The 23330-nt window shown below is 65.0% G+C and carries 19 protein-coding genes and 2 pseudogenes; 4 read left to right on the forward strand and 17 right to left on the reverse strand.

Annotated elements, in window-relative coordinates; genetic code table 11:
- Positions 1-24 precede the first annotated feature (24 nt).
- Complete coding sequence (locus GGC65_RS09570) at positions 25-381, forward strand: hypothetical protein (RefSeq protein WP_225940756.1); 357 nt, start codon at positions 25-27, stop codon at positions 379-381.
- Between the two features lie 214 nt (positions 382-595).
- Here GGC65_RS09570 and GGC65_RS09575 read toward each other — a convergent pair whose 3' ends face one another.
- Positions 596-1240, reverse strand: a complete 645-nt coding sequence (locus tag GGC65_RS09575) for a GNAT family N-acetyltransferase (RefSeq protein ID WP_192646942.1) — start codon at positions 1238-1240, stop codon at positions 596-598.
- A 183-nt stretch (positions 1241-1423) separates the two neighbouring features.
- On the opposite strand from GGC65_RS09575, the gene GGC65_RS09580 reads away from it, so the two are divergent.
- On the forward strand, positions 1424-1762 hold the full coding sequence (locus tag GGC65_RS09580) for a helix-turn-helix domain-containing protein (RefSeq protein ID WP_192646943.1): 339 nt from the start codon (positions 1424-1426) through the stop codon (positions 1760-1762).
- A 78-nt stretch (positions 1763-1840) separates the two neighbouring features.
- On the opposite strand, the gene GGC65_RS09585 is transcribed toward GGC65_RS09580, so the two are convergent.
- The 3 genes from GGC65_RS09585 to lepA all read right to left on the reverse strand — a co-directional run bounded on the left by GGC65_RS09585 (position 1841) and on the right by lepA (position 5598).
- Positions 1841-2860 carry a LysR family transcriptional regulator gene (locus GGC65_RS09585; RefSeq protein ID WP_318780148.1) on the reverse strand — a complete coding sequence of 340 codons (1020 nt, stop codon included), beginning with the start codon at positions 2858-2860 and terminating at the stop codon, positions 1841-1843.
- Positions 2861-2903: 43 nt separating this feature from the next.
- Positions 2904-3512, reverse strand: a complete 609-nt coding sequence (locus tag GGC65_RS09590) for an outer membrane protein (RefSeq protein WP_192646944.1) — start codon at positions 3510-3512, stop codon at positions 2904-2906.
- 262 nt (positions 3513-3774) lie between these two features.
- Entirely contained in the window at positions 3775-5598 is a 1824-nt protein-coding gene (lepA, locus tag GGC65_RS09595) for a translation elongation factor 4 (RefSeq protein ID WP_192646945.1), read from the reverse strand.
- Between the two features lie 758 nt (positions 5599-6356).
- On the opposite strand from lepA, the pseudogene GGC65_RS23340 reads away from it, so the two are divergent.
- Positions 6357-7586: pseudogene (locus GGC65_RS23340) on the forward strand (N-6 DNA methylase); the annotation flags it as partial.
- A gap of 134 nt (positions 7587-7720) precedes the next feature.
- Here GGC65_RS23340 and GGC65_RS09605 read toward each other — a convergent pair.
- From GGC65_RS09605 to argH, 5 genes and pseudogenes are all read right to left on the reverse strand, one after another.
- Positions 7721-8692: pseudogene (locus tag GGC65_RS09605) on the reverse strand (aminotransferase class I/II-fold pyridoxal phosphate-dependent enzyme); the annotation flags it as partial.
- Complete coding sequence (locus GGC65_RS09610) at positions 8689-9456, reverse strand: bifunctional precorrin-2 dehydrogenase/sirohydrochlorin ferrochelatase (RefSeq protein ID WP_192646947.1); 768 nt, start codon at positions 9454-9456, stop codon at positions 8689-8691. The gene GGC65_RS09610 and the pseudogene GGC65_RS09605, both read right to left, overlap by 4 nt.
- A gap of 1 nt (position 9457) precedes the next feature.
- Complete coding sequence (gene lysA / locus GGC65_RS09615; RefSeq protein ID WP_192646948.1) at positions 9458-10717, reverse strand: diaminopimelate decarboxylase; 1260 nt, start codon at positions 10715-10717, stop codon at positions 9458-9460.
- Between the two features lie 18 nt (positions 10718-10735).
- Positions 10736-10987 (reverse strand): hypothetical protein, encoded by a 252-nt coding sequence (locus GGC65_RS09620; protein ID WP_192646949.1) that lies wholly within the window; start codon positions 10985-10987, stop codon positions 10736-10738.
- A complete protein-coding gene (gene argH / locus GGC65_RS09625; protein WP_192649483.1) occupies positions 10987-12363 on the reverse strand; it encodes an argininosuccinate lyase in 1377 nt (458 codons plus the stop codon). Before argH ends, GGC65_RS09620 begins: the two co-directional genes overlap by 1 nt.
- A gap of 64 nt (positions 12364-12427) precedes the next feature.
- On the opposite strand from argH, the gene GGC65_RS09630 reads away from it, so the two are divergent.
- Positions 12428-12985 (forward strand): TlpA disulfide reductase family protein, encoded by a 558-nt coding sequence (locus tag GGC65_RS09630; RefSeq protein WP_318780149.1) that lies wholly within the window; start codon positions 12428-12430, stop codon positions 12983-12985.
- A gap of 76 nt (positions 12986-13061) precedes the next feature.
- Here GGC65_RS09630 and GGC65_RS09635 read toward each other — a convergent pair whose 3' ends face one another.
- The 8 genes from GGC65_RS09635 to GGC65_RS09670 form a co-directional block, all read right to left on the reverse strand.
- Positions 13062-13400 carry a hypothetical protein gene (locus GGC65_RS09635; protein ID WP_192646951.1) on the reverse strand — a complete coding sequence of 113 codons (339 nt, stop codon included), beginning with the start codon at positions 13398-13400 and terminating at the stop codon, positions 13062-13064.
- A gap of 114 nt (positions 13401-13514) precedes the next feature.
- Positions 13515-14516 carry an NAD(P)H-dependent glycerol-3-phosphate dehydrogenase gene (locus GGC65_RS09640; protein WP_192646952.1) on the reverse strand — a complete coding sequence of 334 codons (1002 nt, stop codon included), beginning with the start codon at positions 14514-14516 and terminating at the stop codon, positions 13515-13517.
- A gap of 38 nt (positions 14517-14554) precedes the next feature.
- Positions 14555-15487 (reverse strand): alpha/beta fold hydrolase, encoded by a 933-nt coding sequence (locus tag GGC65_RS09645; RefSeq protein WP_192646953.1) that lies wholly within the window; start codon positions 15485-15487, stop codon positions 14555-14557.
- A complete protein-coding gene (locus GGC65_RS09650; protein WP_192646954.1) occupies positions 15484-16344 on the reverse strand; it encodes an alpha/beta hydrolase in 861 nt (286 codons plus the stop codon). The genes GGC65_RS09645 and GGC65_RS09650 overlap by 4 nt, the downstream gene beginning before the upstream one ends.
- 2 nt (positions 16345-16346) lie before the next feature.
- Positions 16347-17795: a DUF3336 domain-containing protein gene (locus GGC65_RS09655; RefSeq protein WP_192646955.1), complete on the reverse strand. Its 1449-nt coding sequence runs from the start codon at positions 17793-17795 to the stop codon at positions 16347-16349.
- 24 nt (positions 17796-17819) lie between these two features.
- Positions 17820-19388 carry a wax ester/triacylglycerol synthase family O-acyltransferase gene (locus tag GGC65_RS09660; protein WP_192646956.1) on the reverse strand — a complete coding sequence of 523 codons (1569 nt, stop codon included), beginning with the start codon at positions 19386-19388 and terminating at the stop codon, positions 17820-17822.
- On the reverse strand, positions 19389-21698 hold the full coding sequence (locus GGC65_RS09665; RefSeq protein WP_318780150.1) for a glycerol-3-phosphate 1-O-acyltransferase: 2310 nt from the start codon (positions 21696-21698) through the stop codon (positions 19389-19391).
- 33 nt (positions 21699-21731) lie between these two features.
- Complete coding sequence (locus GGC65_RS09670) at positions 21732-23294, reverse strand: HAD-IB family hydrolase (RefSeq protein WP_318780232.1); 1563 nt, start codon at positions 23292-23294, stop codon at positions 21732-21734.
- Positions 23295-23330 lie beyond the last annotated feature (36 nt).

Raw genomic sequence — 23330 nt, forward strand, 5'->3', positions numbered from 1 at the left:
AAAAAGCGGCACAATTCCAGTGCTATGACGATTTTATTGCAACTCTCTCGTTCACCCGGCGTTAAGCCCCCGAGTCAACTTTGGGAGTCACTCGATATGCGCAAGATGTTCATTACCCTCGCCGCCACTTCGGCCCTTGCTCTCGGCGCCTGCCAGAGCCCGGCCGCCGACAAGGTCGAGGATCAGGCCGAAGCCAAGGCCGATGTGATCGACGAGCAGGCCGACGCCATGCCCGAAGGTCCGGCCAAGGAAGCCACCGAAGCCAAGGCCGACGCCGTCGAAGCCGCGGGCGAGGAAAAGGCCAACGCAATGGACGACAATGGCGAAATCGCTCCATCGGAAACCGGCGCCACGCCGCCGGCCGACCCCGCCAAGAAATAAGGGCTGCCTCCCCTAAAGGGCAGGGTGAAGGGCGCCGGTCGATTCCGGCGCCCTTTGTCGTGCCCCTCACCTTTTTCCTCGCCTGTGATCTCGATCACCGCAGCACCCCGTGATCCGCGATATTGACCCTAAATGGGACGGGAACTCGCTTTCAGCGAACCATTTCACGGACCACCCTCCCGCTGCCACCAGCGACCCAGGGCGGCGGGAGGGACTAGTCCGCGGCCCCGTTCGCCCCCTCCAGCGTCCGCAGCACATCCTGCACCCCCGGCGCGTCGGCATCGGCGCGCAGCGCCTCGATCGCCGCAGCGACGTCGAGCCGATATTCAGCGACCCCCGCTGACTCGCCGGCCCACGCCGCACCCATCGATTTCACCAGCCGCTTCGCCGCCGCATTTTCGGACAGCATATGCACGTCGAGCACGTCCAGCCCCTCGGCATGGCAGTGGACGAGCAGCGCCGCGGTCATCATCCGCGCCAGCCCCTGCCCCTGAAATTCGTCTAGCACCGCGACCGAAAATTCGCCCACCGGTCCGTCGTGCCGATGCCGCACCGCATGCACCGCGCCGATCGGCGGCCGCCCCGGGCAGTCGCTGCAGATCGCGCCCCACGCGATATGGTCGTGTCCGTCGACGTCGGCGAGCCGCTCGACAACCGCATCGGGCAACACCGGCGCGGGCGAGAAGAAGCGCAAATAGCGCGACTCGGCGGACAGTTTGGCGATCCCCTCGCGGATCAGCGGCGCGTCGTCGGGGGTAATGGTGCGCAGGCATACCGCGGTCCCGTCGTTCAGTGCGCAATGCACCGCGACATCCTCGATCCGGGGCGCCAACCGCACCTGCCTGTCCGTTCCGGTCATCACGACCTCCCAGTCCGGGCACGATAGGAGCGCCGGGCGCCCACCGCAATCCGCCCGCCGATCCATAGGACTACACATATCGTACTACGCATTTTCGCCGCACCAGATCGGTGAAATGTTGAAAGCCGAACCCGGCTTAACTTTGGTAATGTTGCACCTTGAAGTCCGAAAGGTTGCAAGTCTGTGATCCACGACCACCCAGACGGCCCCACCTTTGAAGTACTCGGCGAACGGCTCGCACGACTGCGCCGGGCGAAAGGCCTCAGCAAGACCGACCTCGCCGACCAGCTCGGCGTTACCGTCACCTCGATCTGCTATTGGGAACAGGGCCGTTCGCGCCCGCGGCTCGCGCGGCTACACGAACTCGCCGCGCTGCTCGGCACTTCGCCGACCGAACTGCTAAGCCGCGACAGCGCGCCGGGCGGCGATCACCTCTCCGACCTCGTCACCCGCATGCGCGCCGAACTCGCCCACGCCGCGGGCACCACTCCGTCGAAGATCCGCATCACCATCGAGATGTAGGCGCCGACGCACCTCCCGTTTCTCTCCCCTTCGTCGCCCCGCCCCTGACACGGGGCGGCGTCGGGTATGGGCATCACGCTATTCTCCGCCGGGAAGCGCAAGTTTCGGTGCGTTTTTCGACTTGCCCAGATACTCCAGCAATATGTCGATGAGGATGCGAACCTTGCGCGGAGCTTGAATGCCAGCTGGCCGCACGACGTGAATGCCGGTTTCCGCCGGGGGGTAATTCGGCATGATCACGCGAAGATCTCCCGAAGCCACCTCCTCCACGACCACAGAATCGGGCAAATAGGCGATACCGATGCCCGCTTTCGCGGCCTCGGCGAGCGCGAAGGCGTTGGCCGTTTTGAAACGGCCCTGCGGATGAACCGACACCAGTCCAGTCTTTGTCATAAAGCGCCAACTTTCGGTGCCCTGCATCAGCGCCTCATGATCGCCAATCTCGGCCGGCGTTCGCGGCGCCCCATGCGCATCGATATAGGCGGGACTCGCCACAAGCAGCGGCCGCACCGCCCCCACGCGCCGCGCGACGAGGGACGAATCCGCCAAATGGCCGATACGGATCGCGGCATCGAAGCCCTCGCTCACCAGATCGACGAAATCCTCACTATAGGATGTTTGAACCTGGAGCGCGGGGTGTCGGCGCGCCAATTCGGCAAGGATCGGCGCAAGATGGGTCGTTCCATAGGCAAGCGGCACCGCGAGACGGAGTCGACCACGCAGATCGCCCACCGGCACCATCACCTCACGCGCCATATCCATTTCTGCGCCGATCCGCGCCGCATGGTCGCGAAAAGTGCTCCCCGCCTCGGTCAGCGCGGCACCGCGCGTCGTGCGGGCCAAAAGCTGGACGCCAAGTTCGCGCTCGAGCCGGGAGAGCCGGCGGCTCACGATCGATTTGGAAACGCCAAGCCGACGCGCGGCCGGAGACACACCGCCAGCGTCGGCAATTTCCACAAAAATGGCCAGATCGTCGAGATCAAGCACGCCCATCGCCTTTCCGGTCGGACTCACAACAAGGACGGCAGGTAGGGATGCGGCCGTCCCGGGACAACGACCCGTTAGGATAGCCCAAGGCATACAAGCGAACGGGCGCACCCACCGGTGCGCCCGTGCCTTGTCTTCGAAAGGTTTGGCTTTCTCAGAAGTTGTAGGCGACGCCCAACAGCGCCTGGTGGCGGTCGAACTTGCCGTCGCTGCCGCCGAGGTCGCTGTAGCGATATTCGACGCGCGCCGAGATGCCGCCGGTGATCACGCGCTCGTACCCACCGCCGATCGACCAGCCGTCGAAGGTATCGCGATCGCGAACCGGAACCTTGCCGTCGAGGGCATGGACGGTCGCGTTGAGATTTTCATAGCCGCCGCGCGCATAGATCAGCGAGTTGTCGTCGATCAGATATCCGGCGCGCAGACCGAGATCGAACGAATAGCGCGGATTGACCGCCCCGATCGTCGTCGCACCCTTCAGCGACATCGCATCGCTGGTGCCAATGTTGAAGCCAGCTTCGGGCGACACAACGATCCGCGCGATCGGCTGGATATTGTAACCTGCGAAGATGCCGGCGGTGAAGGCATCCTTCGAATCGTTGACGGTGACCGAACCCACGTCGGCATCGATCGTCCCGACCTTGTTATGCACCATGCCAGCCTGGGCGCCGACATAGGGGCCCTTGAACGGCTCGGCGGCGGCCGGCGCTGCGATGGCAAGGGCGGTGACGACCGCCAGCGAGGGGAGAGCGGAAAGCTTCATTAATCTGTCCTTTTTTTGTCATTATTGACCGCGCCCATATGGCAGCATGTCGCGCGACGATTAGTCTGGCCGAACGCGACGCTGTGTCGCAGCTCGGGGAACGGCGCGCGGCCGTCGGGGACCGGACGGCAAGGCGGCCGACATCATCGCCGCACTAGTCGGATTTCAAAATCGCGCACGCGGACGAGCAGGCCGACGCTGCCCCCGCAGCGCCGCCTGATTGGAATCAGTTCTATTCTTTACGCGTCAGCCCGGAGGTTGATCAGGCGTCGTCACCCATTCGGAGCGCCGCAATGAAGGCTTCCTGCGGGATGTTCACATTGCCATATTCGCGCATCCGCTTCTTGCCCTCTTTCTGCTTTTCGAGGAGCTTCTTCTTGCGGGTCGCGTCGCCGCCGTAGCATTTGGCGGTCACGTCCTTGCGCAGCGCGGCGATGGTTTCGCGGGCGATCACCTTGCCGCCGATCGCGGCCTGGATCGGGATCTTGAACATGTGGCGCGGGATCAGGTCCTTTAGCCGCTCGCACATGCCGCGGCCGCGGCTTTCAGCCGAACCGCGATGGACGATCATGCTCAGCGCATCGACCGGCTCGTTGTTGACGAGGATGCTCATCTTGACGAGGTCGCCGGCGCGGTGGCCGATCTGGTGATAGTCGAACGACGCATACCCACGGGAAATGCTCTTCAGCCGGTCGTAGAAGTCGAACACCACCTCGTTGAGCGGCAGCTCATAGGTGATCTGCGCGCGGCCGCCGACATAGGTCAGATTCTTCTGCACCCCGCGGCGGTCCTGACACAGCTTCAGGATCGGCCCCAGATAATCGTCGGGCACGTAAATGACCGCCTCGATCCACGGCTCCTCGATCTCGTCGATGCGGTTCGGGTCGGGCATGTCGGCGGGGTTGTGGAGCTCGATCTCCTTCGCCGCCTCATTCTTCGTGTGGCTGAGCTTCAGCTTGTACACCACCGACGGCGCGGTGGTGATCAGGTCGAGGTCGTACTCGCGCGTCAGCCGCTCCTGGATGATCTCGAGGTGGAGCAGGCCGAGGAAGCCGCAGCGGAAGCCGAAACCAAGCGCGGCCGAGCTTTCCATCTCGAACGAGAAGCTCGCGTCGTTGAGGCGGAGCTTCTGGATGCTTTCGCGGAGCTTCTCGAAGTCGTTCGCGTCGGTCGGGAACAGGCCGCAGAAGACGACCGGCTGGACTTCCTTGAACCCCGGCAGCGGGTTTGCGGCGGGTTTCTTCGCGTCGGTCACCGTGTCGCCGACGCGCGCCTGCGCGACGTCCTTGATCTGCGCGGTGATGAAGCCGATCTCGCCGGGGCCGATCTCGGTCAGCTCCTCGCGCTTCGGCGTGAAACAGCCGACGCGGTCGATCAGGTGGGTGGTACCCGCCTGCATGAACTTGATCTGCTGGCCTTTTTTCAGGATCCCGTCGACCACGCGGACGAGGATGACGACGCCGAGGTACGGGTCGTACCAGCTGTCGACGAGCATCGCGAGCAGCGGCGCCGCGGCGTCGCCCTTCGGCGGCGGGATCTTGGTGACGATCGCCTCGAGGCATTCCTCGATGCCGATGCCCGACTTGGCGCTGGCGAGCACCGCGTCGTCGGCGGGCAGCCCGATGATGTCCTCGATCTCGGCCTTCACCTTGTCGACGTCGGCCGCGGGCAGGTCGATCTTGTTGATCACCGGCACGATCTCATGGTCGTGCTCGATCGACTGATAGACGTTCGCCAGCGTCTGCGCCTCGACCCCCTGCGCGGCATCGACGACGAGCAACGCGCCCTCGCACGCGGCGAGCGACCGCGACACTTCATAGGCGAAGTCGACGTGGCCGGGCGTGTCCATCAGGTTCAGCTCATAGGTCTCGCCGTCGTGCGCCTTATATTTCAGGCGCACCGTCTGCGCCTTGATCGTGATCCCGCGCTCCTTCTCAATGTCCATATTATCAAGGACTTGCGCCGACATCTCGCGCGCAGTGAGGCCCCCGGTGAACTGGATCAGCCGGTCGGCGAGCGTCGATTTCCCGTGATCGATGTGCGCGATGATCGAAAAATTGCGGATATGGGACAAAGGCGTGGTCATGCGCCGCGCCCTAGCAGCCGAAAGCGCCGCTGTCAGCAGGGTCTTAAAGCCACAAAAGCCCCGCATGCGCGGGGGCGTTTTGTGGCTTTTGTGGCGTTAAGGAGACAAAGGATACGGATGCGCGGCGTGAAACTGTCTCCTTTGTCGCTTTAAGCGCGGGTCAAAGGTCGCGAAAGTCATCCACAGCGGGCGTGGGCGAAACATCGCAAAGGTCGCGCGCAGGCGCGACGTTTCGCGCCGCGGCGGGGCAGCAGATTTGGACGAGTCAAAGAGCCGGAGCCGGAAGGCTGGCACGGCGGGATAATGTAGGAAAGCCCAAATCTGATTCTATCCCATGTTGCACACGCTGGTAGACACCGGCATGACGACGGGGGGAGAAATCATTGAGCCGCCAATTGATTAATGAGTATCGGGCCGAACTCGACAGGCTGCGCGCCGTTTCGGGCACGCAGCGCGAAAGCGTGCTGCGCGAGGCGTTCAAGGACCTGCTGAAGCGCTGGGGCCGCGCGACCGACCTGCAGTTCATTGCCGAACACGACATTCTGACCAAACAGATGACGCGCATCTATGTCGACGGTGCGCTGCTCCACGGGCTGCGCGTCCCCTTCGGCTATTGGGAGGCCAAGGACGCGAACGACGATCTTGCAGCCGAGATCGAGGCAAAGTTTCGCAAGGGCTATCCGCGCGACAATATCGTTTTCACCGACGATGTGACCGCGGTGCTGTGGCAGGACGGGGCCGAGGTGATGCGCGCCGACATGCAGGGCGACGACGACAGCCTGCTCAACCTGCTCACGCGCTTTTTCGCGCACGAACGCCCAGAGATTGCCGATTTCAACAAGGCGGTGAAACAGTTCGCGACCGACTTGCCCGAAATATTGAAGGCGCTGCGCGACCGGATCGCCGAAAAGCACGCCGCCTCGCGCGAGTTCGCCACGGCGGTCGCGGCCTTCCTGCAGCATGCGCGCGACGCGATCAATCCGGCGGTCAGCGACGACGATGTGCGCGAGATGCTGATCCAGCACATCCTGACCGAGGACATCTTTGCCAAGGTGTTCAACGACCCCGATTTCCATCGCAAGAATAATGTCGCCGCCGAGCTGTACAAGCTGGAGGACAAATTGTTCGATCGCGGCGAGAAGGCGACGCTACTCCGCGCGCTCGATCCCTATTACGCCGGGATCGCGTCGACCGCGGCGCTGATCCAGAGCCATTCGGAAAAGCAGGGTTTTCTGAAGGCGCTCTACGAGGATTTCTACAAGGCGTATAACCGCAAGGCGGCCGACCGGCTGGGCGTCGTCTATACACCGGGTGAGATTGTCCGCTTCATGATCCGCTCGGCCGACTGGCTGTGCGAAAAGCATTTCGGGAAGAACCTGATCGACAAGGGGGTCGAGATACTGGACCCCGCGACGGGGACCGGGACCTTCATCGTCGAGTTGCTCGAACATTTCCGAGGCAATCACGAGAAGCTGCGCCACAAATATCGGCAGGAGCTGCACGCCAACGAAGTGGCGATCCTGCCCTATTATGTCGCCAATCTGAATATAGAGGCGACCTATCAGGCGATCACCGGCGAGTTCGCCGAATATGAGAATCTCTGCCTGGTCGACACGCTCGACAATGTCGCCGCGCTCGGCATCTATTCGGGCCATCAGTTCGAGATGTTCGGCGCGATCACCGACGACAATATCAAGCGCATCAAGCGACAGAATGCGCGCAAGATCAGCGTGATCATCGGCAACCCGCCCTATAATGCGTGGCAGGAAAATTATAACCAGAACAACGCCAACCGCCCCTATCAGCGCGTCGACGAACGGATCAAGCAGACGTACATCAAGGAAGGCACGGCGCAGAACAAGAATAGCGTGTACGACATGTACACGCGCTTCGTGCGCTGGGCGTCGGACCGGTTGGGTGACGAAGGGATTGTCGCCTTCGTCATCGGGCGCAAGCCGATCGCCAAGGCCGCCTACGACGGGTTCCGCAAGGTCGCCGAACGCGAGTTTAGCGATATCTGGCTGATGGATCTAGGAGGCGACGTCCGCGATAATCCCAAGCTTTCGGGAACGACACATAATGTGTTCGGTATCCAGACCGGTGTGATGATTGCGCTGCTGTCCGATGCGGCGAGGTCGATGCAGAGGAACCAGGTTGCGGCGTTCGGCAGGACGGTGAAGCCGGCGGCAGCGAGCGCATCGCGAAGGTGCACACGCGATGCGGCCCAGCGATTGCGCTGCGGCTCGAACCAGCTGTCGGTCCGGCCCAGCCCTTCGGCCACAGCCCATTGCAGTGCGGGCGGGGTTGTGAAGGTGAGGAACTGGTGCGCGCGGCCGAGTGCGGTCGCCATTTCGGGTGCAGCGCATAGCCAGCCGGTCTTCCACCCCGTCAGCCCGAAGATCTTGCCCGCCGAGCCGATCTTTACCGCGCGTTCGGCCATGCCCGGGAAGGAAAGCAGCGACCGATGCGGGGTTCCGTCGAAGCGGACATCCTCCCAGACTTCGTCGCAGATCGCGATGAGGTCATGACGCACGCAGATGTCGGCGAGCATCGCGAGTTCGGCTTCGCTCGCGACCGTGCCCGCCGGATTGAGCGGGTCGTTGAGCATCAGCACGCGGGTGCGCGGGGTGATTGCAGCGACGAGCTGGTCAGCATCGTAGCGCCAGTCGGGCGGGCTCAGCGCGACCGAAACCGGTATGCCCCCGGCGCGGCGCACCATCGGCGCATAGCTGTCGTAGGCGGGCTGGAACAGGATCACCTCGTCCCCCGGCGCGACGAAGGCGAGGATGGCGGCGGCGAGCGCTTCGGTCGCGCCCGACGTCACGATCACCTGCTCGCGCGACAGGGTGAGGCCCTGCCGCCGCGCATAGAAGGCGCAGATCGCGTCGCGCAATTCGGGGAGGCCGAACGCTGGCGGATACTGGTTCGACTTTTCGGAGAGCGCGCGCGCCGCGGCGGCGATCATGTCGGGGGGCGGCGGCTCGTCGGGGAAGCCTTGGCCGAGGTTGATCGCATCATGCGCCCGCGCAAGCCCCGACATATGTTCGAAGATCGTCGGCGCCATCGCGGCGTAGAGCGGGTGGGCCCTCGTCATCGCGAAAGCCAGAGCGACAGGCCGGGCGGCGGATCGCCCGGGGGCGCATCGGCGATGTGGCGCACCGCGTCGGCGCGGGCGCGGTCGAGGATGGCGGCGGGGACGCTCGCCGCGTGGAAGACATGATCGGCCTCGCCGAGCAAGCGCGCGGCGCGGAGGGTGAGATCGTCGGGGTCGGCGCTCGTCAGCGCAATGGTTTCGAGGCGCGAGGGGTGAACCGGCGCTTCGCTCGCCAGCCAGGTTGCGACCTTGTCGGCCGCGTCGGCGCTAAGGGGGTCGAGTGCTCCACCGCTTGCCAGTGCGGAATCAATCGCGCGGCGGCGATCGGCGGCCGCAGGCCAACGCGCCTTCATGGCGTCGCGCGCAGCGTGGAGCGCCGCGGCGAGCGCGCCTAGGCGGGCGGGGAGCAGGGCTTCGATGCGCTGGCGGACGGCCTTTGCGAGACCGGCCGACGCGCCGCCCGTCCCGATCGCGATCGTCACCGGCGCGCGGTCGACGATCGCGGGGGTGGTGAAATCGCAGAGGTCGGGGCGGTCGACGACGTTGACGAACAGACCGCGCGCGCGGAGCGCCTGCGCCGCGGCGCGCGCCTGTTCGTCATCGTCGAGCGCGACGAAGGCGATTGCAGTCCCCTCCTCCCACTCGGGCACGATCCGCCCGCCCGCGCGGACGATCAGCCGCGCTTTGGCGTCGGCGGCTTCCCCCTCCCCGACCAGCACGACCGTGCGGCCGCTGAGGTTCAGGAAGATGGGAAGCTGCTCCACGTCAGTCGATCCAGTCGGGGACGCGCTCGGCGGCCATGATCGTGCCCGCCGCGATGCGGTCGGCGACGACGACATAGCGGTCGCCGTCGACGAGCACCTCGGGAACGAGGCTGCGGCTGTTGTAGGTCGAGGCCATCGTCGCGCCATAAGCACCCGCGGTGCGGAAGACCGCGAGATCACCCTCCGCCACCTTGTCGGTGACGCGGTCGCGCGCGAAGGTGTCGCCGGTTTCGCAGACCGGGCCGACGATCGAGGCGGTCATCGTTTCGCCGGTCGGGGTCACCGACACGAAATCGTGATAGGCGTCGTAGAGCGCGGGGCGCGCGAGGTCGTTCATCGCCGCGTCGACGATCACGAACGGGTTGGTCACGCCGGGCTTGACCCACAGCACCTCGGTCAGCAGCACGCCGGTGTTGCCGGCGATCACGCGGCCGGGTTCGAACATCAGCGTGACATCCCAATCCTTGGTCACGCGCGCGACCATCGCGCCATATTCGGCCGGGCTCGGCGGATTGTCGTCGGCCTTGTACGGCACGCCGAGGCCGCCGCCGAGGTCGACATGGGTGATGCTGTGCCCCGCGGCGCGCAGTTCGGCGACGAGCTGTCCGACGCGGGTGAACGCCGCCTCGAGCGGCGCGAGGCTGGTGAGCTGGCTGCCGATATGCACCGCGATGCCGCGCATGTTGAGCCCCGGCAGCGCCGCGAGCCGGCCGAAGATTTCGGGCGCGACATCGATGCCGACGCCGAACTTGTTCTCAGCCTTGCCAGTCGAAATCTTGGCGTGCGTGCCCGCGTCGACGTCGGGATTGACGCGCAGCACCGCTGGCGCGGTCATTTCCTTCGCGAGCGCGATTGCGGCGAGTGCGACACCCTCGGGCTCATGCTCGATATTGAACTGGCCGATGCCGCGGTCGAGCCCCTGCGCCAGCTCGGCGCGCGTCTTGCCGACGCCCGAAAAGACGATGTCCTCGGGTGCCATGCCCGCGGCGAGCGCGCGTTCGAGCTCGCCGCCCGACACGACGTCGGCGCCATAGCCCTGCCGCGCGAGGACGCGCAGGACGCCGAGGTTGGGGTTGCACTTGATCGCGAAGGCGAGGTGCTTCTTGGGAACATCCTTGAGGCCGTCGCGAAACGCCTGCGCGTGGCGTTCGAGCGTGGCGCGCGAATAGACATAAACGGGGGTGCCGATTTCTTCGGCAATGCGCGGCAGCGGAATATCCTCGGCGTGCATCACGCCGTCCCGAATTTCAAAATGATTCATTGGTAAAAGTCCTGAGGCTCAGCCCGGAGGCGGCAAGTCAAAATCGTCGGTTTCGCGTTGTTCGGACCGTTTGAGAAGTTCGTCGCTGCGCGCGGGCCGGGCCTGCGCGTCAGGCGTCGTAAGCTCCTCCGTAGTCGGGGCGCGGGTCGCGCCGACGGGAATGACCGGGGCAGGCTGGCCTGCCGCGGGCTTCAGATCTTCCTTGCCGCCGCACGCGCCGAGCAGCGCGGTTGCGGCTATGCCAATCAGGATGAGGCGCTTTGTCGCCATCACATCGTTCCTTCGAGCGTCGCGCGGGCGGCGGCGACGGCCTGCCTTACCCGGTCCGGCGCCGTGCCGCCATAGCTGGTGCGGCTGGCGACCGACGCCTCGACGGTCAGCGCCGCGAGCACGTCGGGGGTGACCGCGGCGTGGATCGCCGCGGCGTCGCCCGCCGGTAGCGCCGACAGCTCGACGCCCAATTCCTCGGCCCGCTTCACACACGAACCGACGACATGGTGTGCCTCGCGGAACGGCAGCCCCGCCTCGCGCACCAGCCAGTCGGCGAGGTCGGTCGCGGTCGAATAGCCCGAGGCGGCGAGCGCGCGCATCCGGTCGGTGCGGAAGGTCAGCGTTTCGACCATACCGGTCATCGCGGCGAGCGACAGCGCGAGCGCGTCGAACGCACCGAAGACGGTTTCCTTGTCGTCCTGCAGATCCTTCGAGTAAGTGAGCGGCAGGCCCTTCACGATCACGGCGAGCCGCTGGAAGGCGCCAAGCAGCAGGCCGGCGCGGCCGCGCACAAGTTCGGCGGCGTCGGGGTTGCGCTTTTGCGGCATGATCGAGCTGCCCGTCGACCAGGCGTCGGGCAGGCTGATGAAACCGAAGGGCTGGCTGGCCCAGATCACAATCTCTTCGGCGAGGCGCGAGAGGTGGATCGCGGCGATCGACGCCGAGGCGCAGAATTCGAGCGCGAAGTCGCGGTCCGAAACGGCGTCGATGCTGTTCGCCATCGGGCGGTCGAAACCGAGCGCGGCGGCGGTGGCATGGCGGTCGACCGGGAAGCCAGTCCCCGCGAGCGCCGCGGCGCCGAGCGGCGATTCGTTGAGGCGGCGGCGCGCATCGGCGAAGCGGCTGCGGTCGCGGCCGAACATCTCGACATAGGCGAGCAGGTGATGGCCGAGCGTCACCGGCTGCGCGACCTGGAGATGCGTGAAGCCGGGCATGATGCTGCCCGCATGTTCGTCGGCGCGCGTGAGCAGCGCAGCCTGTATCGCCTGCAACCCCGTATCGATCCGTTCGCACGCGGTGCGCGTCCACAGGCGGAAATCGGTTGCGACCTGGTCGTTGCGCGAGCGTGCGGTGTGGAGCCGTCCGGCCGCCTCGCCAACCAGCTCCTTCAGCCGCGATTCGACGGTCATGTGGATGTCTTCGAGACTGAGATCGACGGGCACGCCGTTCGCGCCGAATTCTTCGGCGATCTGCGCAAGGCCGCGGTCGATCACTACCGCATCGTCGGCACCGATGATGCCCGCGGCGCCGAGCATGGCGGCATGCGCCCGGCTGGCGGTGATATCTTCTTCCCACAGGCGCTTGTCGACCGGGATCGATGCGTTAATCTCTTGCATGATCGCCGCGGGTCCGCCACCGAAGCGGCCACCCCACATGCTGTTGCTGTCCGGAGTATTCGCCATCCGCCGCGTTCCAAATCCGTCCCTTGCGATCCTCGCCGTGTTTCTGGCCGGATCAGTCGCCGGCTGCGATAGGGAAAAGCAGCCGGACGGGCAAGCGGGGCAAAGCCAAGCAAATGTTTCGGCGGGCCAAGCGAAGGGCGTCGGCCAGTTCGAATATATAGTCGATCGCAGCCACAAGGGCGAAGCCGCGCCGACCGCGGCCTTTCGCGGGCCCGACGACGCGGCGGTGACGCTGGCGAATTTCCGCGGCAAGCCTTTGCTCGTCAATCTGTGGGCGACCTGGTGCGCGCCGTGCGTCGCCGAGATGCCGACGCTCGATGCGCTCGCGGCGAAAAGCGCCGAACGCATGACGGTGATCGCGGTCGCGCAAGACTTGCAGGGAGCCGAAATCGTCGACCCTTGGTTCAAGAAGGCGGGGCTGAAGGTCCTGCAACCCTATATCGATCCGGAGAACGGCCTGCTCGACGCCGCCAACAGCGCGTTGCCGACGAGCATCTATTATGACGCCGAGGGGCGCGAGGTCTGGCGCGTTGTCGGCGCGATCGATTGGCAGGGCGCAGAGGCCAAGGCGCTGCTGGCCGAGGCCAAATCCTGAAAAAGAAAGGGCGGGTGCCCCATGACACCCGCCCTTCCCTGCGACCCGGAGCAAGGCTCCAGGGAACTCGCGCGGCTTAGCCGCCGACCGTCACGCGGCCGGTGCGATAACCTTTCTTGCGCATTTCCTTCACATAATCCTTGTCGGCGTCGACCACCTCGGTCTCCCATTCGTCCCACGCGTCCCAGCGGTCTTCGCGGTCGGTCGAATGGCGAAGGTCGCTGTGCAGTTCCTTCTCCGCTTCGAGAATATCGGCTTTGTAATTATACCATTGCTGGTTCACGACGCCCGCGATCGGCGACGTACGGATGTGCGGCGCGTCGAATCCCGGCGGCATCGAGCCATAGGGAACGGCGGCCACGGCGGCGGTGGCGGGGAGAGCCATCAGAATAGCGAGGGTGGTCCATTTTTTCATTGTCCATCTCCTGATTGCCCGCCCGTTGCAGGGCGGTCAGGGGAGTCAACGAAGCAGATGGTGGTTTTCTTCCCCGCTAATCGCCGAAAAGGCACGGGTCGCGGCGGAATCGCCTCACCCGGGGTGCGATTCGGCGCCGACACTCGATTTCAGCAGGCCGCGGAACACGTCCTGCGCGCTGCGTTTTCCCTGCGTCACATCATAGACGTCGCGCGCGATCGGCATGTCGAGGCCGTAGCGTTCGGCGAGCGCGATCACCGTCGGCGCGCTCTTCACTCCCTCGGCGACCATGTTCATGCCCGCGATGATCTCGTCGATCGGGCGCCCCTGGCCGAGTTCGACCCCGACATGGCGGTTGCGCGACAAAGGGCTGGTACAGGTCGCGATGAGGTCGCCCATGCCGGTGAGCCCCGCAAAAGTCTCCGCGCGGCCGCCCATCGCCACACCGAGCCGGGTGATTTCCGAAAGCCCGCGCGTCATCAGCGCCGAGCGCGTGTTGTCGCCCGCCCCCAGCCCGTCGCCCATGCCGACCGCGATCGCGATGATATTCTTGAGCACGCCGCCAAGTTCGCAGCCGAGGAGGTCGGTGTTGGTGTAGACGCGGAACAGCCCCGAATGGAACACGGGCTGGAGCGCGCGGACGACGATCTCATCCTCCATCGAGAGCACGCTCGCCGCCGCCTGCCCCGTCATGATCTCGCGCGCGAGATTGGGTCCGGTGAGCACGCCGACGGGGTGGCCGGGGAGCACTTCCTCGATCAATTCGGTCATGCGCTTGCCCGAGGACAGTTCGAGCCCCTTGGTGAGGCTGATCACCGGCACCCAGGGACGAAGGTGATTACGCGCCTCTTCGAGCACGGCGCGGAAACTGTGCGAGGGCACGCCCATGACGAGCACGTCGGCGCCCGCAACGACTTCGGCGAGGTCATTTGTCGCGCGGAGTGCGGCGGGCAACTTGATCCCCGGCAGATATTTGCGGTTCTCATTATCGGCATTGATGCCGTCGACGGTTTCGGCATCGCGCGCCCAGAGCGTGATCGGCGCATTGCGCGACACCACCGATGCGACCGTCGTCCCCCAGCTGCCCCCGCCGAGCAGCCCCACCTTCAACCGCATGAAACTCTCCCTGTTTTGGGGAGAGACTGACGCGCATTTCAATGCTTGGCAAGAAAGCCCTTCATCACGGCCGCCGTGGCCTTCGGATCCTCGATCATCGGGACATGGCCGACATGCTCGAAGATATGGCTCTCGCTTCCGGCGATCCCCGCTTCGAGGACCGGCACGCAGCTCACATCGAGCAATTGATCGTGGCGCCCCCAGATAATCAGCGTCGGCACCTTCACCTCGCCGAGGCGGCCGTTCAGCGGATGGTCGCGCCCTTCGGTTGCGATGACCCAGAAGATCCTGTCGAGCTGGTCGCGATATTTGAGGCCGTCGGCGTAGAGCACCGGCTTCAGCCGCGACGGAATATAGGGCGGCTTGTGCACGACCATCGCCACCAGCCGGTCGGCATCCTCCAGATTGGCGAGGATGAGTGGATTATAATCCTCGTTCGCCGCCTGTTTCTGAAGCTCGCTTTCATGTTCGCCGTTGACGCCCGCATTGTTGAGCAGGATCAGGCTGGCGAGCGCGTCCGGATAGTCGATCGCATAGCGCAGCGCGATCCAGCCGCCCATGCTGTTGCCGCCGACATGCGGGCGCTGGAGGCCGAGCGCGTCGGCAAAGGCCTTCAGCCGCGCGGTCTGCGCCTGCAGGTCATAGGCGAGATCGGGATTGCGTTCATTTTCGCCAAAGCCTGGAAGGTCGGGCGCGATGACATGATAATCGCGCGTCAGGTACGGCGCGATCATCGACCAATTATCCTTGTCGCCCGCAAAACCGTGGACGAGAAGCAGCAAGGGCTTCGACGGATCGCCGCCCTCCAGATAAGGCCAGGTGCGACCGTCGACGACGACGCTTTTCTGCACCGTCCCGCCGCGACGGCGCAGCAACGCACGCCCGATCGCCACGAGGCGGCCGGGGAAGACGAAATACATCAGCGCAAGCGCGATCAGCGGCGCGAAGATCAGGACGAGCAGGATTCTCATGCGGCGGGCGGGCCTTTCACATGTGCGTCGAACCAGCCGATGAGATCGTCGAGAACGGCGTCGCGTTCGGGCTCGTTATAGATTTCGTGGAACAGGCCCGGATAGATTTCGAGGCGCTTGTCCTTCGAGGCGACATTGGCGAACAGATAGCGCGAGCCCGCGGGCGCCGTGAGGCGATCGGCCTCGCCATGCTGGATCAGGATCGGCAGGTGGATCTTCGGCGCGTCGGCTTGCGCGACCGCCATCGCGTCCATGAATTCCTTGCCGAGCCGCGCGCCGATCTTGCCGTCATAGACGAGCGGGTCGGCCTGATAGGCAGCGACGACTTGCGGGTCGCGGCTAACGCCATTTGAATCGAGCGACAGCACGCCGAGACGCGGAAAGAAGCGCGACAGGAAGCGGCTGATCCAGACAGTGAAGCGCGACGGCGGTTCGGCGGGCAGGATTGCCGGGCCCGAGAGCGCGGCGGCGACGAACGCCTGCTGCCGCTCGACGAGAAACAAGGTCGCGATCAGCCCGCCCATGCTGTGCCCGAGCAGCAGGCGCGGAGTATCGGCATGATTGACCTCGACGAGCGTCAGCAATTCGCTCATCCCATCGAGAAAGGCCGAAAAGCGCGGGACGAAACCGCCCTCGCCATCCGAATTGCCATGACCCCAATGATCGACCGCATAGACGGCATAGCCCGCATCGGTCAGCCGCTTCGCGACATATTCATAACGTCCGGCGTGTTCGGCATAGCCGTGCGCGAGCAAGATGATCGCGCGCGGGCGGCCTTCGGGAAGCCAGTGGGTGACGTGGAGCTTTGCCCCGGCGCCGGCGGATCCGGCCGGCAAGATCACCGCCCCCGCCGCCATGCTCAGCGCACCGCCTTCTTCAGCGCCGCGCTGCGATGGCCGGGGCCGTCGTCGCCCGCCTTGTCGATCTTCGCGAGGATCGCTTCGAGCGCGCGGCTGATCGCGGTCTGGGTACGAACCATCTCGACCTTCGGCCATGCGGTGCGTTCGCCGGTGTCGATCAGCTCGTCGATGTCATCCTGCGCGAGGTCGGACAATATCTTCGTCGGCGACCAGAATTTGGGTGGGCGGATGATGTTGATGTCGCCGGTATATTCCTGATTGATCACCGAGCGCGCCATGTTCGCGAGGCTGTTGATCGGCGGGATCAGCTCGAGCGGCTTCTGGAAGATCACCATATTCGCGTTGAGCCACGCCTTGAAGGTCGTCATCGACGCGTGCTGGATCGCCTCGATCGGCGCCATCTGCTTGCGCGTGTCGGTTGCGAAGGGCAGCGCGATCGGGTTCGCCTGGCTGACGATATGATGGTTGACGCCATAGAGGCGTTCGAGCCGCTTGGTCGGGATATCGTGCGTCACCGACCCGTCGACCCAGCGCCGGTCGGGCTGGTACGGGATGCGCTCGCCCTTGTCGTCGCGCGCCATCAGCATCACCGGCGGGAAAACGCCGGGCACCGCGCACGACGCGAGCACGGCTTCGCGGATCAGCACATTGGGTGCGGTGATCGCATTGAGCAGCCGGCCGTTCTGATGCTTTTCGGCGGGTGCGACCGAGACATTGAGGTGGCGGCCGCTGACCTCATAGGCTTCCTGAAAGGTCAGGTCGGGGATCAGGTCGGCGAGGCGTTCGCGCACCTCGTCGGGCGCAAGGCGTTTTTGATCGGGATTGCGGCTGGGGTTGGCGAGGCGCCCGCTTTCGAGGAAGGCACCGATGTCGGCATTCTTGCGCGTGCAGACGACCGCCGCGACGATCGACCCGCCGCTTGCGCCCGACATGATCGCGGGCAAAACGCCTTCTTCCCAAAGCGCCTTCACGACGCCGATATGGAAGAAGAGGAAGCTGCCCGAACCCGAAAGCAGCAGCGCCGAGCGGCCGTAGCAATGCTGCGCACGGCGGAAGAAATCGCGCTTTTCCTCGCGGCTGATGCTGCGCGCGGTTGCGATCTTGTCGAGCGAGGCGACGACCTCGGCGACATAATCCTCGATCAGCTTTTTCGTGCCGAAGCGCGCCTTCTGGTACAGCCGCTCGTGCCCCATGCCGTCGATATTGCCGTGGATGCCTTCGTTGAGCACGAAGAGCAGCCCCTTGACGTCACCCGCCGCCGACAGCTTGCGCAATTTTTCCAGCCGCGCGCGGATCGCCTTATAGTCGAAATGCTTGCTCTCATCGGCATCGCGCCATGCCTGCAGCCCCGATTTTTTGTCATGTTCGCGGGCCGCTTTGGACCATGCGGCGTAATCGGGTGCGGTCACGAGATCGCGGTCGGCGCTGAGCGTCGGGGTGAAGAGCATTCGGTAATCCTGCGAGAGCATGGTTTATTTTTTGCGAGTCTTGCCGGTTGCGTTCGCTTTAGCAACCGGTTTCACCCTGCTCTTTGTCGCAGTTTGGGCCGCAGACTTGGGTTGAGCCTTGGGTTTGGCCTTGGGCTTGGCCGCAGGTTTCGGCTCTGCCGTAGCGGCTTTGGGCTTTTCGGGTTTGGGCATCGCTGCCATCAGGTCGGCGAAACTTTCGTCGATACATTCGCGGAAAAAGGCGATGTCGGGCATCACCGCGCGTTCGGAGATGAGCGAAAAGGCGATCCGGCCGTTGTAGCTGGGGGTCGCGACGAACAGGCCCATATTGTTCGCGAGCGGCGCCATCCCGTGCTGCTGCACCAGCTGCGCCCCCGCGAGGTAGAGCGGCACCTGTGCGCCGGGCACGTTCGAGATGAAGAGGTTGGTGCCGCGCACCGCGAAACGTTCGCTGGTGACGAGCCGCGCGACCGCCGCCATCGTCGCGCCCGGAATATGCTGCGACAAATCGGTCATGATCCGCGCGCTGACGCCCGCTTTGGCCTCCTTCGCCTCGACCGTATAATCGCGCACCGCGGCGAGCCGTTCGAGCGGATCGGCGATGTCGGTGCGGATCGGCACGCTCATCGCCGACACCTGATTGCCCGGCTTCGACGCCTTGCCGCCCTTGCCGCGCAAATTGATCGGCGCGACCGCGACAAGGCTGTCCTTGGGCAATTCCTTGTGCTTCGCGAGATATTTGCGCAGCGCGCCGCCGACGGTGGTGAGCACGACATCGTTGACCGTCGCACCCGGCACCTTCTTGCGGATTTCGGCGACATCGGCGAGCGCGACCGTCGTCGCGTCGAACATCTTGTGCGGACCCACCGGCACGTTGAAGCGCGTTTCGGGCACGCCAGCCGTCATGCCGCCCTCGGCGATCGATTTCCGCGCCGACGAAATGATCGCGGGCGACATTTTCATCAGCGCGTTCATGAATTTGACCGGCGACTGCATCGACGCCGACCAGGCGCGCGAGAGGGTTTCGGTGCTCGACGGCGCTTTGCCGAGTTCTTCGACCGGCGGCGGCTCGGCGATCGCGGGCGTCCCCTTTGCATCGATATCGCTCATCGCGATAAAGGCGTGCGCGCCCGAAGCGCCGTCGACCGCGGCGTGGTGGACGCGGTGGAGCATCGCGAAGCTGCCCTTGGGGATGCCCGGAATCCGGTCGAGCCCCTCGATGACATAGATGTCCCAGAGGGGGCGGTTCATATCCATCGGCTTCGAAAACCAGCGCGCGACCGCGATGCAGAACTGCCGCCAGTCGCCGGGCTCGGGCAGCCGCGCATGGCTCATATGCGCCTCGATGTCGAAATGCTCGTCCTCGACCCAATAGGGATGGTCCATGTCGAACGGCAGCCGGTGGAGCCGGCGCTTGAACAAGGGCGATGTGTCGACGCGGCTTTCGACGTGACGGATGATGTCCTTGAAACGCACGAAACCGCCGGGCGCGGTCGAGGGGTCGTAGATATAAACGCCCATGATGTGCGTCAGATTGTTCGCGGTCTGCGTGTAGAGGAACTGGGCGTCCTGCGCGCTGAGCTGTTTGAGCATTTATCCTCCTGAACCGGGTAGTCGGTCCGCAAGCGCCACGGTTGAAAGGCGCATCGTTTCCATGACGTTGGCGAGGCCGCGCAGTTCCATCAGCAGCGCGCGGCGCGCGGCGAGGTTGACCGGCGTTGCCTCCTCGGCGAGCCCCATATGGCGCATCAGCGACAGGCCGTTAGCGAAGAGCAATTTCCCGATCGCCGCCTCGCTGCTGATGCGGCGCAGGAGGTAAGCTTGCCGGCCCTCGACGAGCGCCGCGTCGAGCAGCGCCTTTTCGTCGACGGCGTCGCCGGGCTTCGCGCGCGCAAGCTGCTCGGCGACGACCGAATAGGCTTCTGCAAAGGGCAGCAAGATCGCGTGGCCGACGACCGGCTGGCAGCGGCGGATAAGCTGCGCGATGCCGCGATCGCCGCTCGCAAGGCGGCGGTCCCACACGGGATCGATGCGCGCCAGCTCGGCTTCGATCGCAGCGCGATGCTCATCGCGCGGCGGGTAGAAAAATTCGAATTTGAACAGGTCGCGCAGCCGATCGATCTTCGCCCAGAAGGCGGCGGTCGCATCGCCGCTGTCGCCATCGCGCAGTTCGAACAGCGCAAGTTCGATCATCGCACGGTCGAGGAAATGATGCGCGATGATGTTTCGGTAATAGCTCGCCATCGGGTGCTTGGCGGGGTCGATCGAATAGACATTCTCGCTCCCCGCCTCGTAGCGCGCGAGCAGCCCGCTCGCGACGAGCGTATCGACGGTCGCCGACAGGGCGCTGTCGTCGCCGCTTTCGAGTTCCTTGCTTAGCCTTATGCCGCGCGCCCGCGCCCAGTCGGTCACCGCGCCGATCGCGCCGAGCAGCTCGGCCGCTGTTGCGCCGCGCGGCGCCATGCCGAGAAGGATCAGGCACATCACCGAGGTGACGGTGAGCGGCGTGACGCGGTTCGCCTCGACCGCGACCGCGAAAGCGATCTTTTCGAGCGCGCGCTTGTCGTCGGGGCCGGGCGCCTGATCGATGACGACGGGCTCGCCGATGTCGAGCCGGATGCGGCCCGACGGTTCCTTCAGGCTCTTCATATAGCCGATGAACCACGACAGGCTTTCGGGCTTCTTGTTCCGCCCCGTCTGCTCCGCGGCATATTCCTCGACGTCGCGAATGAGGTCGAAGCTGGTGACGAAGGGCACGAAATGGACGCCCCGCGTCCCCGTCGCATGCGCCGCGTCGAGGACATATTTCATCAGGCCATATTTGGGCGGCATCAGCTTGCCGAGGCGCGAGCGCGTTCCCTCGAACGCCCAGCTCAAGGGGAAGCGCTTGGCGAGCAGCCACGCGATATAGTGGCGCAGCACGAGCTTGTAGACCGGCTGGTCCTGAAAGCTGCGCCGGATGAAGATCATCCCCGAGCGGCGGAAGAATTCGCCCATCACCGCGAAGTCGAGATTGGCGCCGCCGAAGCTGTGCAGCATCGGCATGTCCTTCTCATAGGTCAGCCGGCTGGGGGTCGCACCATCGATATAGGTTTTGTGGGTGAAGAGGATCGCGGTCGGATGCTCGCGTAGGATCGAACGCAGCTTCGCAAGCTCGGCGGCGTCGATCTCCATCTCGGGCGCATAGCCACCGAACATCATGCGATCGAGCCGCGCGCGCAGGTCGAGGAAGAGCGCCGATGGCCGCGCGATGACCTCCTTCATCAGCGGGCGCGCCTCGCGATAGAGGTCGCCGACGGGCCGGCCCGTCTTCTCCGCCAGATCGGCGAGCGCGGCGCGGAATTTGGGGCTGGTGCGTAGGCCGTCGGCGACGAAACGCGGCACCTTGTAGCGCGTTCCGCGGATCCCGCGCTCGGCGACATCGAGCGCGAGCGCGGCCTGCCGCGCGACGAAGCCTGCAAATTCGGGGCTGTCGGCACCCTCACCGTCGCCGCCGCCGGTCTGTGCGCAGAAACGGTCGCGCAGCGCGTCGAGCGTCGCCGCCTCGCCGACGAGAATCTGCGCGCGCCGCCGGTCGCGCAGCAGGATCAGCCGCGAGCGGAGCGGCCCGGGATGGCGCGGATCGCCAAAAATCAGATGCCGGAATTTGAGCGCGCGGTCCTTGTCGAAGCCCGGGATGCGCCACGCGACACGCAGCGGCACGACCAGCCGCGACGGCGCGCCGCCGAGCCGCGCCTGCAGCACGTCGACGGGCAGCGCGTGATCGCCATCCTCGATGTCGAGGCTGGCCCAGGCCGGTTCGTCATCGCCGCTCGTCGAATGCATCCAGTCGAGCAGGATGCGCCGCTCGACCCCGTTGCGCGCGTCGATGATATAGAGCCGGTCGGCCGCCTGCTCCGTCACGATTCCGGTGCGGGGCGTTCCGTCGGCCACCGCTTAGCCGGTCTTTCCCTTGGCGGCCGCGGGCTTTTTAGCGGGGGCCTTTTTCTTCGCGGCGGGCTTTTTCGCGGCCGCCTTTTTGGGCTTGGCCTTTTCGGTCTTGGCCTCCGGCGGAGCGTCCTCGGGTGCAGGCTCTTTCGCCACCGATTCCGCAACGCTTTCCTCGGGCTGGCCAAGTGTCCGCAGGAACATGTTCCGCACATCGCGGACATGGTTATTTATCGTCTTCGGGCTCCATCCCGACGTGTCGACCGGCGGCAGCACGGTAACGCGGACCGTGGCGGGACGCATCACAAACTCGTTCTTCGGCGCGACGTCGGTGGCATTATGGATCACGATCGGGACGATCGGCACGCCCGCCTGCATCGCGAGGTGGAAGGCCCCCTTCTTAAACGGTTCGAGTTTCGGCGTCAGGCTGCGCGTGCCTTCGGGCGAGATGCAGATCGACTTGCCCTCGACCCGGATCGCGTCGACCAGCGGCTCCATCGCCTTGATCGCGCTCTTGCCGTCGGCGCGGTCGACGAAAACGGTGCCGCCCCATTCCATCAGCTTGCCGAGAATGGGGATGTCCTTGATTTCCTTCTTCCCCACCCCGCCCATGTCGCGGCGGATGAGCTTGGCGAGGATCATCACGTCCGCCTTGCTCTGATGGTTGAAGATGAAGACGCAGGGGCGCGAGGACCAGAGATTCTTCTCATCCTCGACCTCCAGCTCGACCCCCGTAATCGCGGTGGCGAAGTCGCCGAACAGCCCGATCGAGAAATTCGCCGCCTCGCGCTGCGAGCGCGTCAGCGCCCAGATCGGCAAGCCCGCAGCGAAGGCGCCGACGAGCGAGCCGGTGGCGTAGATGGTGCGCGTATAATCTACCCATGACGGCGTGCCGCGGCTGCCGAACCGCTGCACCGGCCAGCCATTTTCTTCGGCGATTGCCTTGAGTTTGAGGTTCGGGTTGAGCGGGCGCGGCTTGCCGACGCGTTCGAGCAGTTCGATATCATCGTCGCTGTCCGAATAGAAAAAGCTCTGGTCGAGATCGAGGCCGTACTCCTCGGCCAGTTCCTCGGCCGCGAGCACCTTACCCTCGCCGAAGCAGAGCGGGCGGATGATTTCGCCGGTAAAGACGCCATCCTCGATCTCATAGGCCGAGCATTTGATGTCGGTGATGCCAAGGTCGCGCGCGGTTGGTTCGATCTGGTAGATCGTCGCCGACGAGATGATCGCGACGCGGTGGCCCTTCGCCTGATGCGCCTCGATGATCGCGCGCGTTTCGGGATAGATTTTGCGGGCGATATGCTTCTTGTAGAGTTCTTCGCCGAACTCGATGAAGCTTTCCTCGTCGACGCCCTTCATGAATTTGGCGGCGCCCGACATCAGCCCCGAGAAACCGATGGTACCGAGGCTGTGCTGCGCGATGACCTGCGCGGTCTCGGCAATCTCTTCCATCGACATTTCGCGGCGCTGGAACTTCTCGCGCAGCATCGCGGTCGCGGAGTAGCCCGAGATGATCGTTCCATCGAAATCGAACAGCGCGGCGATATGCGATCCCGGCTCCGACGCGAGCACTTCTTCCAAATGTGGCTGCGGCCTTGGCACGCGCAT

Source organism: Sphingopyxis sp. OAS728 (assembly GCF_014873485.1).
Lineage (GTDB): Bacteria > Pseudomonadota > Alphaproteobacteria > Sphingomonadales > Sphingomonadaceae > Sphingopyxis.

What these genes read in the sequence shown, in the direction of transcription:
- GGC65_RS09570 (WP_225940756.1), top strand. Translation starts at nt 25, where the DNA reads ATGACGATTTTATTGCAACTCTCTCGTTCACCCGGCGTTAAGCCCCCG.
- GGC65_RS09575 (WP_192646942.1), bottom strand. Translation starts at nt 1,240, where the DNA reads ATGACCGGAACGGACAGGCAGGTGCGGTTGGCGCCCCGGATCGAGGAT.
- GGC65_RS09590 (WP_192646944.1), bottom strand. Translation starts at nt 3,512, where the DNA reads ATGAAGCTTTCCGCTCTCCCCTCGCTGGCGGTCGTCACCGCCCTTGCC.
- lepA (WP_192646945.1), bottom strand. Translation starts at nt 5,598, where the DNA reads ATGACCACGCCTTTGTCCCATATCCGCAATTTTTCGATCATCGCGCAC.
- lysA (WP_192646948.1), bottom strand. Translation starts at nt 10,717, where the DNA reads ATGAATCATTTTGAAATTCGGGACGGCGTGATGCACGCCGAGGATATT.
- GGC65_RS09620 (WP_192646949.1), bottom strand. Translation starts at nt 10,987, where the DNA reads ATGGCGACAAAGCGCCTCATCCTGATTGGCATAGCCGCAACCGCGCTG.
- argH (WP_192649483.1), bottom strand. Translation starts at nt 12,363, where the DNA reads ATGTGGGGTGGCCGCTTCGGTGGCGGACCCGCGGCGATCATGCAAGAG.
- GGC65_RS09635 (WP_192646951.1), bottom strand. Translation starts at nt 13,400, where the DNA reads ATGAAAAAATGGACCACCCTCGCTATTCTGATGGCTCTCCCCGCCACC.
- GGC65_RS09640 (WP_192646952.1), bottom strand. Translation starts at nt 14,516, where the DNA reads ATGCGGTTGAAGGTGGGGCTGCTCGGCGGGGGCAGCTGGGGGACGACG.
- GGC65_RS09645 (WP_192646953.1), bottom strand. Translation starts at nt 15,487, where the DNA reads ATGAGAATCCTGCTCGTCCTGATCTTCGCGCCGCTGATCGCGCTTGCG.
- GGC65_RS09650 (WP_192646954.1), bottom strand. Translation starts at nt 16,344, where the DNA reads ATGGCGGCGGGGGCGGTGATCTTGCCGGCCGGATCCGCCGGCGCCGGG.
- GGC65_RS09655 (WP_192646955.1), bottom strand. Translation starts at nt 17,795, where the DNA reads ATGCTCTTCACCCCGACGCTCAGCGCCGACCGCGATCTCGTGACCGCA.
- GGC65_RS09660 (WP_192646956.1), bottom strand. Translation starts at nt 19,388, where the DNA reads ATGCTCAAACAGCTCAGCGCGCAGGACGCCCAGTTCCTCTACACGCAG.